Genomic DNA, 15,455 nt, shown 5'->3' with positions numbered 1-15,455 from the left:
TCACCTCCCATACCTATAATAGATGCCACATGTTCCCTCTTGTGATACCATGCAGGCGCCTACAGGGTTTGACGGATTGCACACCTTAGAAAACAGCTTGCAATCTGTAGGTTCTTTAATGCCCTTTAATACTTCTCCACAAATACAGCCTGAAGGCATATCCAAATTTACCATGTTTAATTTAAATTTTTCTTTTGCATCATAACTTTTATATTCTTCTTTAAACTCAACACCTGTGTCTTTTATATATCCAAGCCCCCTCCAAATACTACCTGCTGAGATGAAAATCTTACTTATAGTGTCCTGTGCCATTTCATTCCCATCATATTTAACAAACCTACCATATATATTTTTAATTTTACTTGTCTCTTTAGTTATCATGCTAATTATCATATAAATAGCACATATTATATCATCATATTCAAATCCTGCTACAATACATGGGATATTAAACTCACTAGATAAAAACTCAAAGGCCCTAGCCCCTATAACTGTACCCACATGACCTGGACATAAGAATCCATCTATATTAACTTCTTTATCTTCTACTAGCTTTCTCATAATATTTGGCATAGTTTTAATACATTGTAGCACACTAAAATTACTTATATTTTCGTCTTTGGCCTTTAAAATAGAAAGAGCTATAATTGGTGCTGTAGTTTCAAAGCCCACACCTAAAAATACTACTTCCTTATCTAAGTTTTCCCTTGCAATTTTTAAGGAATCTAATGGGGAATATACTACTCTGACATCTGACCCCATTGCCCTTTGAGTTTTAAGAGAACTTAAACTTCCTGGAACGTTCATCATATCCCCAAAGGTTGTGATTATAACATTCTTTTCTTTAGAAAGATCTATAGCTGTATCTATATAATTTTGAGGAGTTACACACACAGGACAGCCAGGTCCTGATATAAGCCTTATATTTCTAGGCAAAAGCTCCTTTATTCCATTTTTATATATTGACATAGTATGGGTTCCACAAACCTCCATTATGCTAATGCTTTTAGTTGTTAAAGCTTCTATTTCCTTTAAGATTTTTTGTGTTGATTTTGGGTTTCTAAAATCATTTATATACTTCATTTCATTCTCCAGTCTCTAATCGCTAATCTCCATTGTAGCAACTAGAAATCAGTGATTATTATTTGTGACTTATGATTACTATCATTAACTAAATAGAATATTTACTATTCTAATATTTTTTTAAATAAGCTTAATGTTTCCTCTGCTTCTTCCTTATTCAATTTTTCTATGGCACATCCTGCATGAAGGAGTACATAATCACCTAGACTTACATCTTCTATTAAAGAAGTATCTATTTTCTTTTTTACCCCACCAAAGTTTACTAGAGCTTCATTTTCATATATCTCTATAATTTCCACTGGAACTGCTATACACATAACTATTCCTCCTTAAACTTTGCATTTGCTATAACTATTTGTCCAACACATATTCCGCTGTCATTACAAGGTATAGATTTATGAGTATATACCTCAAAGCCTTTGTGATTTAATTTTCCATATATCCCCTTAAGAATTATTTCATTTTGAAATACTCCCCCGCTTAATACTACCTTATTTATATTTAAAGCATCTCGTAAAATACTGCACATATTCACTGTAAAGTCTATTACAGTATTGTGAAACCTTTTAGATATAATTCCATGATGTACCTCACTATTTATATCATTAATTATTTCTCTTATTATTTCACTTGTGTTTATTATATAACCTTCATCTTGACATTTTATTTCATAATCATAGCTTCCCTTCTCATTTTCATTAGCCATATTCTCAAGAAGTATTGCTGCTTCCCCCTCAAAGGTCACTTTGCCTAGAAACCCTAACATTGCAGACACTGCATCAAATAATCTTCCCATACTTGAACATTTAGGAGAGTTTATATTATTTTTTATCATAGCGATTATGGATTTTATATTATTATCCTTTAAAACTTTAGGAATGTTTTCCTGTGTGATATTTGAATCTTCAACATAATTTTTTGTGATTAAAGTATCTTCATCACTTATTAAAGCCCTAGATCCACTATTCTTATAAGCTTCATAAATATAGCTCACAGCCATCTTCCAAGGTTCTTTAGTTGCTGCATCTCCTCCTGGCATTTGTGCATAATTCAAGTGTGTTATTCTTTTAAAATCCTTATAATCGCATATTATAAATTCCCCACCCCAAATGGTTCCATCTATTCCATAGCCCACCCCATCATAAGCTATTCCAATAACCTTTTCTTTAATATTATTTTCAACCATACAACTTACTATATGGGCATGGTGATGCTGAACTTCCATATTTATTGTGTTCTGCTTCTCTACATATTCTCTACACCAATAATTTGGATGCATGTCATAAGCTATTATTTTAGGCTTAATATTGTATATACCTTTAATATGCTCTACATTTTTTTCAAAGTTATTATAGGTTTCTATATTTTCCATGTCACCTATATAAGGGCTTACTATTATATTTTCATTTTTAGATAGAGCAAAGGTATTTTTTAGCTGAGAGCCGCAAGCTAAAATATCCCTTATCTCCTTTTGTTTAATATAAATTGGTGCATATCCCCTAGAACTCCTAATAACCATTTCCTCATTTAAAATAACTTTAACTACAGAATCATCCACAGGAATATGTACATCTCTATTGTGAAGCAAAAAATAATCCACCACACTGCTTAGCTTATCTAATGCCTCAGAATTTTTATATACCATAGGAAGTCCCACTACATTTGCACTAGTCATAACTAAAACTTCTATGTCATACTCAAATAAAAGATAATGGAGTGGGGTATAGGGTAACATTACCCCTAAGCATTTATTATTAGGTGCTATATTTATTGGTAAATTTTCTTCTCTTTTACTTAATAAAACTATAGGTCTTTTATCGTCTTTTAATATACTTTCTTCCTTTTCACTTAAATGGCAATATTTCTTTACAGTTTCAGAATCCTTCATCATTAATGCCAATGGCTTCTTAGGCCTATTCTTTCTATCTCTAAGACGTTTAATAGCTTCTTGGTTTTTCCCATCACAAGCTAGGTGAAATCCCCCTATACCCTTTATAGCAATTATCTTTCCTTCTTTAATAAGTTTAATAGTTTCTTTTACTTCATCACCCAGATATATTCTTTCACCTTTGTTATTTATAAGCTCTAATTTTGGTCCACACTCTATGCAGGCATTAGGCTGAGCATGAAATCTTCTATTTAATGGATCTACATACTCTCCATAACACTCATCACACATTTGAAATTCATTCATAGTGGTAACTGCCCTATCATAAGGAAGCTTTTTTATAATAGAAAATCTGGGTCCACAATTTGTGCAATTCGTGAAAGCATATCTATATCTTTTATTTTCACTATTCCTTATATCCCTTAAGCAATCTTCACATACTCCTATATCTGGAGATATATAAGTCATTGCATTTTCTTCTCTTTCACTAGGGCATATTTTAAAATCCTTATAATTTTCAACTTCTCTATTTTCTATAAATACTTCATCTATCTTAGATAATTTAGGAGGAGAGGTTTTTAACTTTTGTATAAAGCTTAAAATATCTCGTTCTCTTCCTTCCACATCTATATACACTCCTCTTGAACTGTTACTTACCCATCCATTTAAATTATTATCACAAGCAATTTTATATACAAAAGGCCTAAACCCAACACCTTGAACTATTCCCGTTACTGTCACATATTTTCTTACAACCTCTTCTATAATAACCACCACCTGTTTATTATTTAATAGTTAATACTGAATAGATAACATTTATTATAGAAATTGATTTTGTTGAATTTCTACATTTCCCATTAAGTATTAACTATCAAACATTAACTAACAATAAACCTTTATATTTCCTATCGCTTTACTACTAATTCCTTTTTAGCATTGACTGAAAATAATCACATAACGCATTAATTCCTTCTCCAGTTACGCAGGAAACTTCAAATACTCTTATGTCTTGATTTATTGACTTAATATCTTTATAAAACTCTTCCATATTGAAGTTTGTAAGTTTTATCATATCCATCTTATTGAGTATTAAAACCTTTGATCGTTGAAACATGGCTGGATATTTTAGTGGTTTGTCATTACCTTCTGTTACGCTCATAACTGTAACCTTCATATCTTCACTCAAGTCAAAGGATGCAGGACAAACTAAATTACCTACGTTTTCTATGACTAAAAGGTGTAGCTGATTTATATTTATTTCTTTAAGGGCTTCTTCAACCATAGATGCATCCAAATGACAGGCTCCCCCTGTATTTACTTGCACCACATCTATGCCTTGATTTTCTATTCTTTCTGCATCCTTAGTTGTGTATAAATCACCTTCTATTACAGCCATATTCATCTTTTCTTTAGTAAGCTTTATTATTTGTTCTAGTACTGAAGTCTTTCCAGAACCAGGAGATCCTAACAAATTTATAGTGAACACACCTTTTTCATTTAAAAGCCGTCTGTTTTTTGCTGCTATGCTATCATTATTTTTAAGGACCTTTTCACCTATAAACACTCTCTTCAAATTTACTCCCCCTCTATACTCTCTAGGTATAATTCATATCCCTTTACTATATTGCATCCAAAGTTATTGCATTTAGGGCAAAGCCTATTTCTATAACTAACTTCAAACTCCTCCTTACAGTTATCGCAATAGGAAGTAGCTTTTATTTTTTTTATAAAAAGCTGTGCATTTTCACATATGCCTTTTTCCTTCATTGCTTCAAATGCAAACTGTAATAAGGAGCCCTCAATGCAGGTGAACTCCCCTACTTGTAGTATTATTTTATCTACTTTTTTTATATTGCTTTCCTTAGCATTCTCTAAAACAATTTGAAGTATTTCCGAAGCCACTGACACTTCATGCATTTTGATCACCCGTCCTAAAATCAACTAACGTCCTCATTATCTTTTCTAACACATTCCTACATATGTCGCTGAATTTTAATTTTAAGGTATCAGAAATATCGAAATTAAAGTCAATATCACTAGCTTCAATTCCAATAATAATTCCATCCACATTTTTTTTGTAACTTATCAACATATTAACAAGATTTAATCCATGTTGAGAGACACAATTTAAGTACCTTTTATATTCATTAAAGGAGAGTGTTGTAATGCTGCCCGGATTTACTCCTAAAGCTGTACTATCTAGAATTATTATAAAGTCATTATTATCAATATTATCTAAACAGTACATAAAATCCGTTTCTCCAATAATCACTTCTATTTCCTCATTTACTTCTCTATCTTTCCTTAGTGTTTTAATATCTTTATCTATATTTTCTAAAACTTTAAGTGCTATTCCATCATCCCCCATAAGCCTATTCCCTATGGCAATAATCTTTATCATACTTAAACAATTTTTATAGTAATATCAGGATTATTGTTACTTATAACATGGGTTGCACAGGAAACGCAGGGATCAAAGGTTCTAACTATTCTTCCAATTTCTACAGGATTTTTGCTATCTTCAATATGAGTTCCTATTAATGCTTTTTCCACCACACCTTTTACTCCCCTTGAATCTGTAGGGGATAAGTTCCAAACCGTAGGAGTTATAATAGAATAGTTTTTAATTTTTTTATCATCTATGGCTATCCAATGACCTAATGCTCCTCTTGTGGTATCTCTAAGGCCTATGCCTTGAGCCTTATCTGGAACTTGATGCTGAGTTTGATTTGTAGGCTCCATTTTTAATTTATCTAAAAGATTTAAGATTATATCACATACTTTATCTGCTTCAAGTACCCTTGCAATGGTTCTATCCATAGTGGAAATTCCCCTAGTATATCCCCCACTTAAATACATTCTAGCTAAAGGCCCTACCTCTACTGGAAATCCTGCATATCTTGGCGCTTTAATAAAGGTATATGCATTTTCCTTATATACATTTGTCTCAGTATATTCTTCTTCTGGTCTTATGTTTTCCCTATTTCCCTCGTACCAAGAGTTATATACCCCTTCTGTAATATACTTTTCATTTAGAGTATACCTTTTTCCATCTATTAACACCCGTGGCCTTACATATAAAAAAGGCTCATCAAAGGAATTATCAAAAACTCCATAACTCATAAGATTTCCAAAGCCTTTTCCATTATAAAAGTAATCCCCATAGTATTTCGCTATAATATCTACGTCAGTAATCATTACATTTGCTATAAAACTTTTAACTTTTGATATTATGGATTTTATCTCTATAAACTTTGAAGAATCCATATTTACAGTGACTCCGCCAACAAATACTCCATGGTTGTGAGGAGCCTTTCCCCCTAAAATAGCAAGCGCCTTGTGTGCATCTCTACTATATCTTATGGACTCCACATAATTTTCACTTAATTTTTTATCTAAGACTTCAGGTAGTCTATAATCTCCTCCTCGTTCTTCATAGGCTGGATTAATCTTAGGACCTCGTACATAATCTGGAAAGGTAAATTGATAAAAGTGCCTTAAATGATTTTGCAAAAATTCACATCCATGGATTATCTCCCTAACCATTGAATCATTTATATTTGGTACTATTCTTAATGCATCTTCCACTGCGGTAGTAGATACTATAGAATGGGCGGCAGAACAAATACCGCATATTCTTTCAGTAAAATATGTCGCATCTAAAGGAGACCTTCCTTGAAGCATCTTTTCAAACCCTCTAAAAAGCATTCCGCTGGACTTTGCATCTATTACCTTATGATTTTCTATAGTAGCCTCTATCTCTAAAAATCCACTTATTCTAGTAAGCGGGTTTATTATAATCTTATCTCCCATAAGTCCCTCCTATAGTTTTAATATCTAACAAATGGCTCCATAGAATCTGGAAATCCATTTCGAGCACATCCAATACATGGAGTGTTATCTCCTATAGGCCAATTAATACTTCCATTCCATCTTCTTATAGGACAATCTGTTCTAGTTATAGGTCCCCTACATCCAAGTTTAAACATACATTCCTTATCTCCAAGCTTTCTTGCAAATATCCCTTTATCAAAATAACTTCTTCTTTCACATCTATCATGAATAGTCACCCCATAAAAAAGTATAGGCCTACTTTCTCCATCAAGCTCTGGTTTCCCAAAAGATAATATATGAGCTATAGTTCCTATAATCCACTGAGGATGACTTGGACATCCTGGAACTCTTATAACTTCTCTATTTTCTAAAAACTCAGGTACACTTTTACTTTCAGACGGATTTGGCCTTGCAGCAGAGGGGCCTCCATAAGCTGCACAGGAACCTACCGCTAAAACATATCTTGCCTTCTCTCCTGCCATTTTTACAGCTTCCATTCCTGTTACAAGCTTTCCGTTATACCTAGCCACTATATCGTAAAGTCCATTATCCCTTGTAGCAACTGCACCTTCTACCACTAAAATAAATTCAGTATCTAAAGTTTCTAAAAACTTTCCAAAGGCTCTTTCCCCCTCTTGTACCATAAGACTATTGTTATAAGTTAAATTTACCATTTCACTTAACAAATAAACCACATCTGGATCTTCTGCATTAAGCAATGAAATAATATTTCCAGAACACCCACATGCCTCAAGCCAAATAAGGTTCATCTTATTAAATTTACCTTCCCTTATTCCTTGCATTGTAAAATCTATAACTTGCCTTGGAATCTTTTCTTTGCCTTGCATTATAGGACAAGCTTTTTCTTGCAATTATAATTCCCCCTTAAACTTAGTTACTGGTCATTGGTTACTCTTTAAAACTCCTACCTTAGGTAAGTTTCTTAAAATTTCCAAGTTTCCATGGCATCCTTGAAAAGCTCCTGTTAAGTCCTTTCCTGCAACTAATCCAAAGTGAGTAGCTCCTCCCCAAGTTTTTTCTAAACTTACATCATAAACAATTCCATTTACCGCTACATAAGCAGGTCTCCCCATAGAACCATCATAGGTTGCTAATTCAGCTAAAGTAAATTCTCTTTGTGGAGTATCACTTACCTCTCTGCTATTAGCTCTATATTGATTAAATCCATTTCTAATGAAATAATCAGAAAACCTTTCTAAATGACTTATTTCCTTTTTTAGCAAATCATCATAATAGCATTTTTCAAAGGGACATGTAGAAAAATATTTTTTCTTGTGCAGATATCTAATCTTATCTGAAGCCTTCCATATTTTATTTTCTAAATCAGAGAACTCATTCATTAATTATTCACCTCATAATAGCTACTATATAAAATATACTTATCTAATAAAAACTTTATACCTCATGCTTTGTTAAATATCATGTATTAGTTTTTTATAACACGAGTTTACATATTTTTAATTTAAACCATAACTTAATTTTTTAAGCTGCAATAATGAAATAGTAGATTATAAGAGACTTGCAGAGAGGAATTCCATTTGGTGTGAGGAATTTTAAGTGAAAGCTAACAACCTTTTTCCCATAAAGCCCTAGAAGATATGAAAGCTGCTGTATCCTTAGAAATGAGTTACTCCAAAGCAATGAACAGAATGATATTGCATCATGGGAAGGTAGCGATAATTTGGTTGTTTAAAATAAAAAACATTAAAGAGGTTACACATAATACATATCTATTATGTACAACCTCCTTTCAATATAATAACTAAAAGTTTTATTATTTTAGTTAAGTTACACTTGGAACATTTTCTCGTATAATTTCTTTGATTCTATCTAATGTAGCTTTTCCTTTAGGAGAAAATAAGTATTCATTTTCTTCTAACGCTTTTAATATATCATATTTATTAAACTTGAGATTTTTCAGTATATTTTCAGTTATATCAAATTCCTTTGTAAACAGAGAATCTGTATATATCTTGCAGTGAGTTATTTTCCCATCTTCTAAAGAAATGTTTAATTCTATTTTCCCTTCATCAAATACTTTATCTATAACTACATTAAAACTTGGACTATTTCCATAAATCCACTCATCGCTTGAATATCTTTTTACAAAGTTATTAAGATTTAATTTTTTTTCATCCACATAACCCACATTATTTATGTGTCCATAATGTTTTTCATAAGATCTTACTACAGATTCGTTAATATCATTTATTGTTAAGCCTTCCCTATGATTCTTTAGGTTTGTAATTCTACTTTTTACAGAATCTATTCCCTTTGATGTTAACTTATGAGTTGATGGAGTTAATATTTGGGTTACTTTTTCTACATCTATATCGTAAAGTAATGTTCCATGATGATAATATCTGCCTTCGTCCGTATAAAAAGCATTTCCTGATATCTTTTTACCATTAACTAAAATATCATTTCTTCCAGAAAAGGTTGCTTCTATATCCAAAGCATTTAAGGCTTTTATAATTACTGAAAGCTGTTTATTTAAATCTTCATTTTCTTCATAGGTTATAAAAGTAAAATTTAAGTTCCCTAGATCATGATATACAGCTCCCCCTCCAGATAATCTTCTAGCTACCTTTCCATTTAACTTTGATAAAAGTTCTAAGTTACATTCTTTCCATGGATTTTGATTTCTACCTATAACTACTGTATTTTTATTTCTCCATAAATAAAGTATTATTTCATCCTTACTTACATTATTAAACAAATGTTCTTCTAGGGATAAGTTAAAGTATGGATTATAACTTTCTGAAACCACTACTTTTCTTTTAGCTATCAAAGTGAATTGCACCACCTTCTAGGGATAAGACAGCTTCATGAATAGCTTCGCCTGTAGTTGGATGAGCAACTATTGTTTCCTTTATTTGCTCTTCTGTAATATTATTTTTAATAGCTAAAGTCAACACTCCAATTAAATCAGAAGCATTAGGTCCTACTATAGAGGCTCCAATAAGTTTATTTGTGCTCCTGTCTTTAATAACTTTTACAAAACCCTTATCTTCTCCATGAGTTAAAGCCTTTCCATTAGCCATAAATGGAAATTTACCAATTTTAATATTAATTCCTGAATCCACTGCCATTTTTTCCGTCATTCCTACTGTGGCAACTTCTGGAGTAGTATAAACTACACTTGGAACCGCAGCGTAATCTATTTCACTTTCTTTCCCTAAAATATTATCTACAGCCACAATTGCTCCATGAGATGCTACATGGGCAAGTCCTATTTTATTATTTACATCCCCTATAGCATAAATATTTTCAACATTTGTTCTTAATTTATCATCAGCCTTTATTCCCTTTATATTTTCATTTAATTCTATACCAACTTTCTCAATTCCTAGTCCTTCAATATTCGGTTCTCTTCCGATAGCTACCAAAACTTTATCACAAGTTATAAGTTTTTCTTTACCGTTCATATCAAAGTACACAATAGCTTTATCATCTTCGCTTTCTTTAACACTTGTTACTTTTGATGATGTGAAGAACTTTATGCCTTTTTCTTTTGCTATAGATACTATTTCATCAGATACATCTTCATCCATTGTGCAAAGAACTTTCGGCATATATTCAATTACTGATATATCCACTCCTAAGTTAGAATATATAAAGGCAAATTCCATTCCGATAACTCCACCGCCGATAATTACCATACTCTTAGGCAATTTCTTCATATCCAATGCTTCGGTACTATTTATAACCTTAGTTCCATCAAACCCATCTATGTTAATACTTGCAATTTTTGAGCCTGTTGCAATAATTATATTTTTCGTACTTATAGTAACTTCTTCCCTTTTTCCCTTTACAAAAACCTTATTTTTACCTAATATTTCTCCTGTTCCCGAAATCTTTTCTATAGAATTTTTTTGTAATAAAAAATCCACTCCACCTGTAAGTTTTTTAACTATCCCATTTTTTCTTTCTATAACTTTTTCCATGTCTACAAATGCATCTGATACATTAATTCCAAATTCTTCACTGTGTTTTATATTATCAAATACTTCAGAGGACCTTACCAATGCCTTTGTTGGTATACATCCTACATTTAAACAGGTTCCTCCTACTTCTTCCTTTTCAATAATAACAGTTTTCAAACCTTGTTTTGCTGCATATATGGCTGCCACATATCCCCCAGGGCCTGCCCCTATAACTGTTAAATCACACTCTAGTTCCCTTTTTATAGGTTTTAGCATTGATCCAAAATAGTCAAAGTTAGATTTTTTAGGTTTATTATCTGGCAACTTAGTCTCTGCAGTTTTCTCTATTGCATTTGTATTTTCACGATTTTTTTCTTCCATAACTCCATCTATACGAGCCACTATATCTCCTATATTAACCGTATCTCCTTCTTTAACTTTTAGGCTCTCTAATACTCCAGCACAGTTTGATTTTACTTGAGCATTACCTTTATCACATTCAACTTGAAAAATAACCTGTCCCTCTTTTACTTCACCACCTACTTTTACGCTTATTTTACCCACTTTCCCACTCTTGCTATGTCCAGCCAATTTTTCTATTTTTAAATCTACCATTATTCTTTCCTCCCTATTTTAACAGTTATGAATTTATAGCCGAGAATTCAAGCCATTCTTTCTAATTTTTTACTAAAAACTGTTTATATTAGACATATGGCCCTGGAAATCTATACTTATAGTCTAGATTTACAGGGCCACTATTTATAGAATAATATCTACATTCGTTAAACTATATGTTATTTAAAATCCTTTTCAAATTCATCTATTGAATCTTTAAGTAAAGTTACACTATATGCCATTGATGGGCCACCACCAAATGCAACTGCAACCATTGCAGCTTCCATTATTTCTTCTCTAGTAGCACCTGCTTCTAATGCTTTAAACACATGAAACACTATACAGTATTCGCAACGGTTATAAGCCGCTATTGCTACGCTTATAAGTTCTTTTGTCTTAACGTCTACAGCTCCTGGTGTATAAGCAGCTCCTAAAAGACCCATGAATGCTTCTACACTTGCTCCATTTGTTGCTCCTACTTCTTGTAATCCTCCCATAAAGGCATTTAACATTTCTCTTGGATTTTTACTCATAATAAATCTTCCCCCTTATTCAAAACATTTACTTTACATGCTAATACTTGCCATAGCAAGTACATTTGTATAAATTATACCACCTCTCAGTGGTATAAACAATACTTATTTAAACAAAACTGTTACTTATTTAACATTCTTTTTTGTATTTGACACAATTTTGCTTAGAACCTCTTTAAATATATTTAAATGTTCCTCACTTATCCCTTCAATTCCTTCCTTTGAAAAACTTTCACCTATAGGAAGTATTTCTTCTCTTTTATATTTGCCAAGCTTAGTTAAATATAACTTAGTTATTCTTTTATCACTAGTATCCTTAATTCTTTCTACCGTACCTTCCTTTTCCATTCTATCAACTAATCTAGCAACAGTAGATTCCTTTAAATCCATTTTTTCTCCTAATTTTTTTTGAGTTATTCCTTCTTCTTTTCCTATGTAATAAATAGCTATCCACTGTACTCTTGTGATCCCACAAGCTTCTACTTTACTACTAAAAGCATCAGTAATTTCTTTAGTACTTCTACTAGTTATAATTCCAATACAATCATCTAAGTCAAACATTAAACCTTTTTCACCTCAATTACTTATTCTATATCCTAATTATATAGATACAATATGTTTCCTCGCAACATTAACTCTAGTTATAATTAAATCTTTCTAAATAAATTCAGCTTATTTCACATTTTACTTAACCGCTCTTTGAATCCTAACTTTTTTACCTTTAATTGTTTTATCTTGAAGTTCCTTTAGTACAATTTTACCTTTTCCTTGAAGTATATCTACATAAGAAAAATTATCTTGAACATCTATAATTCCTATATCTTCAGCACTAACTCCTTCAATGCTTGTGATTGTTCCAACTATGTCTCCTGCTCTGATTTTTTTCTTTTTTCCCGCATTAATATGTATCTTTGTAATTTCCTTATTAAGAGATGCACTTTTATCAACTTTTAGCTTAGGTTTAGATTTTGATTGTTCTCTAAAAATTTCCTTACCTTCTCGAACTTCTTCTTCAGAAGGCTTCTGCCCTAATGGAATGCTATATCCTATATAATCCTCTATAATTCTTAACATTCTCTCTTCCCTTGGAGATACAAAGGTTATAGCTTTGCCTTTATTACCTGCACGACCTGTTCTTCCAATTCTATGAACATAGCTCTCCTTTTCTACAGGAGTATCATAATTAATTACATGGGTAATATCCTCAACATGTATTCCTCTAGCCGCTACATCTGTTGCTATTAGAAAGGTAAATTCTCCTCTTTTAAATTGCTGCATAATATCAATTCTATCCTTTTGTTCCATACCTCCATGAAGTGCCTTGCAAGAGTATCCCCTATCTTTCATATCCCTTACTAAATTATCTACTCCTTCTTTCGTACTACAAAATATAATTGAACTCTCAGGCCTTTCAGTATAAATAATTTTATTTAAAAGCTGAAGCTTATCGCTTTGGGGAGTTTCATAATAAACTTCTTCAACTCTTTCCGTGGTAATACTTTCGGGATTAATTTCTATAGTCATAGGACTTGCCATATAATTTTTACATAGCAATTCAATTTCCTCTGGCATGGTAGCTGATAGTAAAACTGTAACTCTATTTTTAGGCATTTTTTCTATTATAGCTGTTACTTGATCGATGAAGCCCATATTTAACATTTCATCTGCTTCATCTATTATAAGATACTTTATTTCTTCTAAATTTATGTGTCCTCTTTCTATATGATCCATAGTTCTTCCAGGGGTTCCTACAATTATATGTACTCTTTGTTTAAGTTCCCTTTTCTGAATTTCCATAGGGTGTTTTCCGAACACTGCTACAGCTCTTATTCTCTTAAGCCTTCCTATATTATTTATATCTTCCTTTACCTGTATTGCAAGTTCTCTTGTAGGGGTTAAAACTAATGCTTGAGGTTTACTTTCTTCCCATGTTACTTTTTCACAAATTGGCACTCCAAAAGCTGCAGTTTTTCCACTTCCCGTTTGTGACTTTACTATTATATCCTTATCATTAAGTATCAAAGGAATTACCTTTTCTTGAACTCCTGAGGGATTTTCATAGCCCATCTTATTTAATGCTTCAATAATTTCCGCACTTATATTAAAATCATCGAAATTTAATTTATCCATATTATTATTCCTCTCTATATTATATTATCATCATTTATTATAACCTATTAATACATTCGGTATATAACAATTTCACATATTGTCCTATGATTACTTATAGAAATCTTTTTTAGTTATAAATGAATACTTTGCAATTGACTTCAGATTATTCCTCTATTATCATATTTTAGAGATAATTTATGTTAAAAATGATATACTAAGTATAAGTAAAACTTATCTTATTACACAGGAGGAAATTATGATAGATTCATTTGATAAATTAGGATTGAATAGTAATCTAATAGAGGGATTAAAAAAAGTAAATATAATAAATCCTACCCCAATTCAATCAAAGGTTATACCAATAGCCTTAGAAAAAAAGGATCTAGTAGGCCAGTCTCAAACTGGCAGCGGTAAAACCTTAGCTTACTTATTGCCTTTATTTCAAAACATAGATAGTTCTAAAAGAGAAATGCAAGCTCTAATTCTTGCTCCAACCCATGAGCTTGTTATGCAAATAGATAGTGAAATAAAACTTTTATCAGAAAACTCAGAGGCAGGTATCACTTCAACCCCAATTATAGGTGAAGTCAATGCAAAAAGACAGATAGAAAAGTTAAAAGAAAAACCTCATATAATTGTAGGATCTGTAGGAAGAGTATTAGAACTTATATCTCAAAAAAAGATAAAAGCTCATACAATTAAAACGATTGTATTAGACGAGGCAGATAACCTACTTGCTAAGGATAAATTATCTACCATAAAAAATATAATTAAAACTACTTTAAGAGATAGACAGCTTATGGCATTTTCCGCAACAATTCATGAAGAAACATTAGCGCTAGCAAAAGAACTTATGAAGGAACCACAAGTCCTAAGAGTAGAGGATACTGATACAGTTAATGAAAATATTGAACATATATACTTTGTTTCAGATCCAAGAGAAAAAATTGAAACCTTAAGAAAGTTAATAGCTTCAATTAATCCTAAAAGAGCTATCGTGTTTTTAAATAGAAATGAAGAAGTGGATTTAGCCACTGTAAAGCTTAAATATCATCACATTAACGCTGAAGGAATTTATAGTAATACCTCAAAGGAAGATAGAAAAAAGGCCTTGGAAGGATTTAGAAGTGGAAAGGTTCAGCTTTTGATATCATCAGACATAGCTGCTAGGGGTCTAGATGTAAAAGATGTAACTCACATATTTAATTTAAACTTACCATCAGATCCAAAGGAGTATTTACATAGATCAGGACGAACAGGAAGAGCTGGAGATTTTGGTACATCAATATCTATAATCTCTCCAGTAGAATTATCCTTAATTAAAAAATACGAAAAAAATCTAAACATAGTTGTAAAACCAAAGAAGGTATTTAAAGGAAAAATCATGGATTACTTTAGAGAATAAATAAAACTAATAAAGAAAAAATATATAGATATAAACAT

Annotated in this window: 15 protein-coding genes; 1 reads left to right on the top strand and 14 read right to left on the bottom strand. The window is 31.7% G+C overall.

The window, feature by feature from the left end:
• The 14 genes from hypD to DP68_RS01105 form a co-directional block, all read right to left on the bottom strand.
• On the bottom strand, window positions 1-1,083 hold the full coding sequence (gene hypD, locus DP68_RS01170) for a hydrogenase formation protein HypD (protein ID WP_035304934.1): 1,083 nt from the start codon (window positions 1,081-1,083) through the stop codon (window positions 1-3).
• A 104-nt stretch (window positions 1,084-1,187) separates the two neighbouring features.
• Window positions 1,188-1,400, bottom strand: a complete 213-nt coding sequence (locus DP68_RS01165; protein WP_035304932.1) for a HypC/HybG/HupF family hydrogenase formation chaperone — start codon at window positions 1,398-1,400, stop codon at window positions 1,188-1,190.
• A gap of 2 nt (window positions 1,401-1,402) precedes the next feature.
• Window positions 1,403-3,712, bottom strand: coding sequence for a carbamoyltransferase HypF (gene hypF / locus DP68_RS01160; RefSeq protein ID WP_291546809.1), 2,310 nt, complete (start codon window positions 3,710-3,712; stop codon window positions 1,403-1,405).
• Between the two features lie 178 nt (window positions 3,713-3,890).
• Window positions 3,891-4,544, bottom strand: a complete 654-nt coding sequence (gene hypB, locus DP68_RS01155; protein ID WP_035304931.1) for a hydrogenase nickel incorporation protein HypB — start codon at window positions 4,542-4,544, stop codon at window positions 3,891-3,893.
• Window positions 4,545-4,546: 2 nt separating this feature from the next.
• Window positions 4,547-4,888, bottom strand: a complete 342-nt coding sequence (hypA, locus tag DP68_RS01150; protein ID WP_035304929.1) for a hydrogenase maturation nickel metallochaperone HypA — start codon at window positions 4,886-4,888, stop codon at window positions 4,547-4,549.
• On the bottom strand, window positions 4,881-5,372 hold the full coding sequence (locus DP68_RS01145) for a hydrogenase maturation protease (protein ID WP_035304927.1): 492 nt from the start codon (window positions 5,370-5,372) through the stop codon (window positions 4,881-4,883). Before DP68_RS01145 ends, hypA begins: the two co-directional genes overlap by 8 nt.
• Window positions 5,373-5,374: 2 nt before the next feature.
• Window positions 5,375-6,784, bottom strand: coding sequence for a nickel-dependent hydrogenase large subunit (locus DP68_RS01140; RefSeq protein WP_035304925.1), 1,410 nt, complete (start codon window positions 6,782-6,784; stop codon window positions 5,375-5,377).
• A gap of 17 nt (window positions 6,785-6,801) precedes the next feature.
• The gene (locus DP68_RS01135; protein ID WP_291546825.1) at window positions 6,802-7,608 is read right to left on the bottom strand and encodes a hydrogenase small subunit; all 807 of its coding nucleotides are present in this window, start codon (window positions 7,606-7,608) and stop codon (window positions 6,802-6,804) included.
• A 99-nt stretch (window positions 7,609-7,707) separates the two neighbouring features.
• Window positions 7,708-8,166 (bottom strand): cytochrome b5 domain-containing protein, encoded by a 459-nt coding sequence (locus tag DP68_RS01130; protein WP_035304923.1) that lies wholly within the window; start codon window positions 8,164-8,166, stop codon window positions 7,708-7,710.
• A gap of 443 nt (window positions 8,167-8,609) precedes the next feature.
• The gene (locus tag DP68_RS01125; RefSeq protein WP_052085573.1) at window positions 8,610-9,617 is read right to left on the bottom strand and encodes a lipoate--protein ligase; all 1,008 of its coding nucleotides are present in this window, start codon (window positions 9,615-9,617) and stop codon (window positions 8,610-8,612) included.
• Window positions 9,607-11,367: a dihydrolipoyl dehydrogenase gene (gene lpdA / locus DP68_RS01120; RefSeq protein WP_035304921.1), complete on the bottom strand. Its 1,761-nt coding sequence runs from the start codon at window positions 11,365-11,367 to the stop codon at window positions 9,607-9,609. The genes DP68_RS01125 and lpdA overlap by 11 nt, the downstream gene beginning before the upstream one ends.
• Window positions 11,368-11,546: 179 nt before the next feature.
• Complete coding sequence (locus DP68_RS01115; RefSeq protein WP_035304920.1) at window positions 11,547-11,900, bottom strand: carboxymuconolactone decarboxylase family protein; 354 nt, start codon at window positions 11,898-11,900, stop codon at window positions 11,547-11,549.
• Window positions 11,901-12,026: 126 nt separating this feature from the next.
• Window positions 12,027-12,461, bottom strand: a complete 435-nt coding sequence (locus tag DP68_RS01110; protein WP_035304917.1) for a MarR family transcriptional regulator — start codon at window positions 12,459-12,461, stop codon at window positions 12,027-12,029.
• A 123-nt stretch (window positions 12,462-12,584) separates the two neighbouring features.
• Window positions 12,585-14,030 carry a DEAD/DEAH box helicase gene (locus DP68_RS01105; RefSeq protein ID WP_035304916.1) on the bottom strand — a complete coding sequence of 482 codons (1,446 nt, stop codon included), beginning with the start codon at window positions 14,028-14,030 and terminating at the stop codon, window positions 12,585-12,587.
• Between the two features lie 238 nt (window positions 14,031-14,268).
• Between DP68_RS01105 and DP68_RS01100 the strand changes: the two genes are divergently transcribed.
• A complete protein-coding gene (locus DP68_RS01100; RefSeq protein WP_035304914.1) occupies window positions 14,269-15,417 on the top strand; it encodes a DEAD/DEAH box helicase in 1,149 nt (382 codons plus the stop codon).
• Window positions 15,418-15,455: the final 38 nt, after the last annotated feature.

This window comes from Clostridium sp. HMP27 (assembly GCF_000765165.1).
Classification (GTDB): Bacteria; Bacillota; Clostridia; order Clostridiales; family Clostridiaceae; genus Clostridium_AK.
The sequence above is the reverse complement of the archived record's forward strand: the minus strand, read 5'-3'. Positions and strand labels throughout refer to the sequence as shown.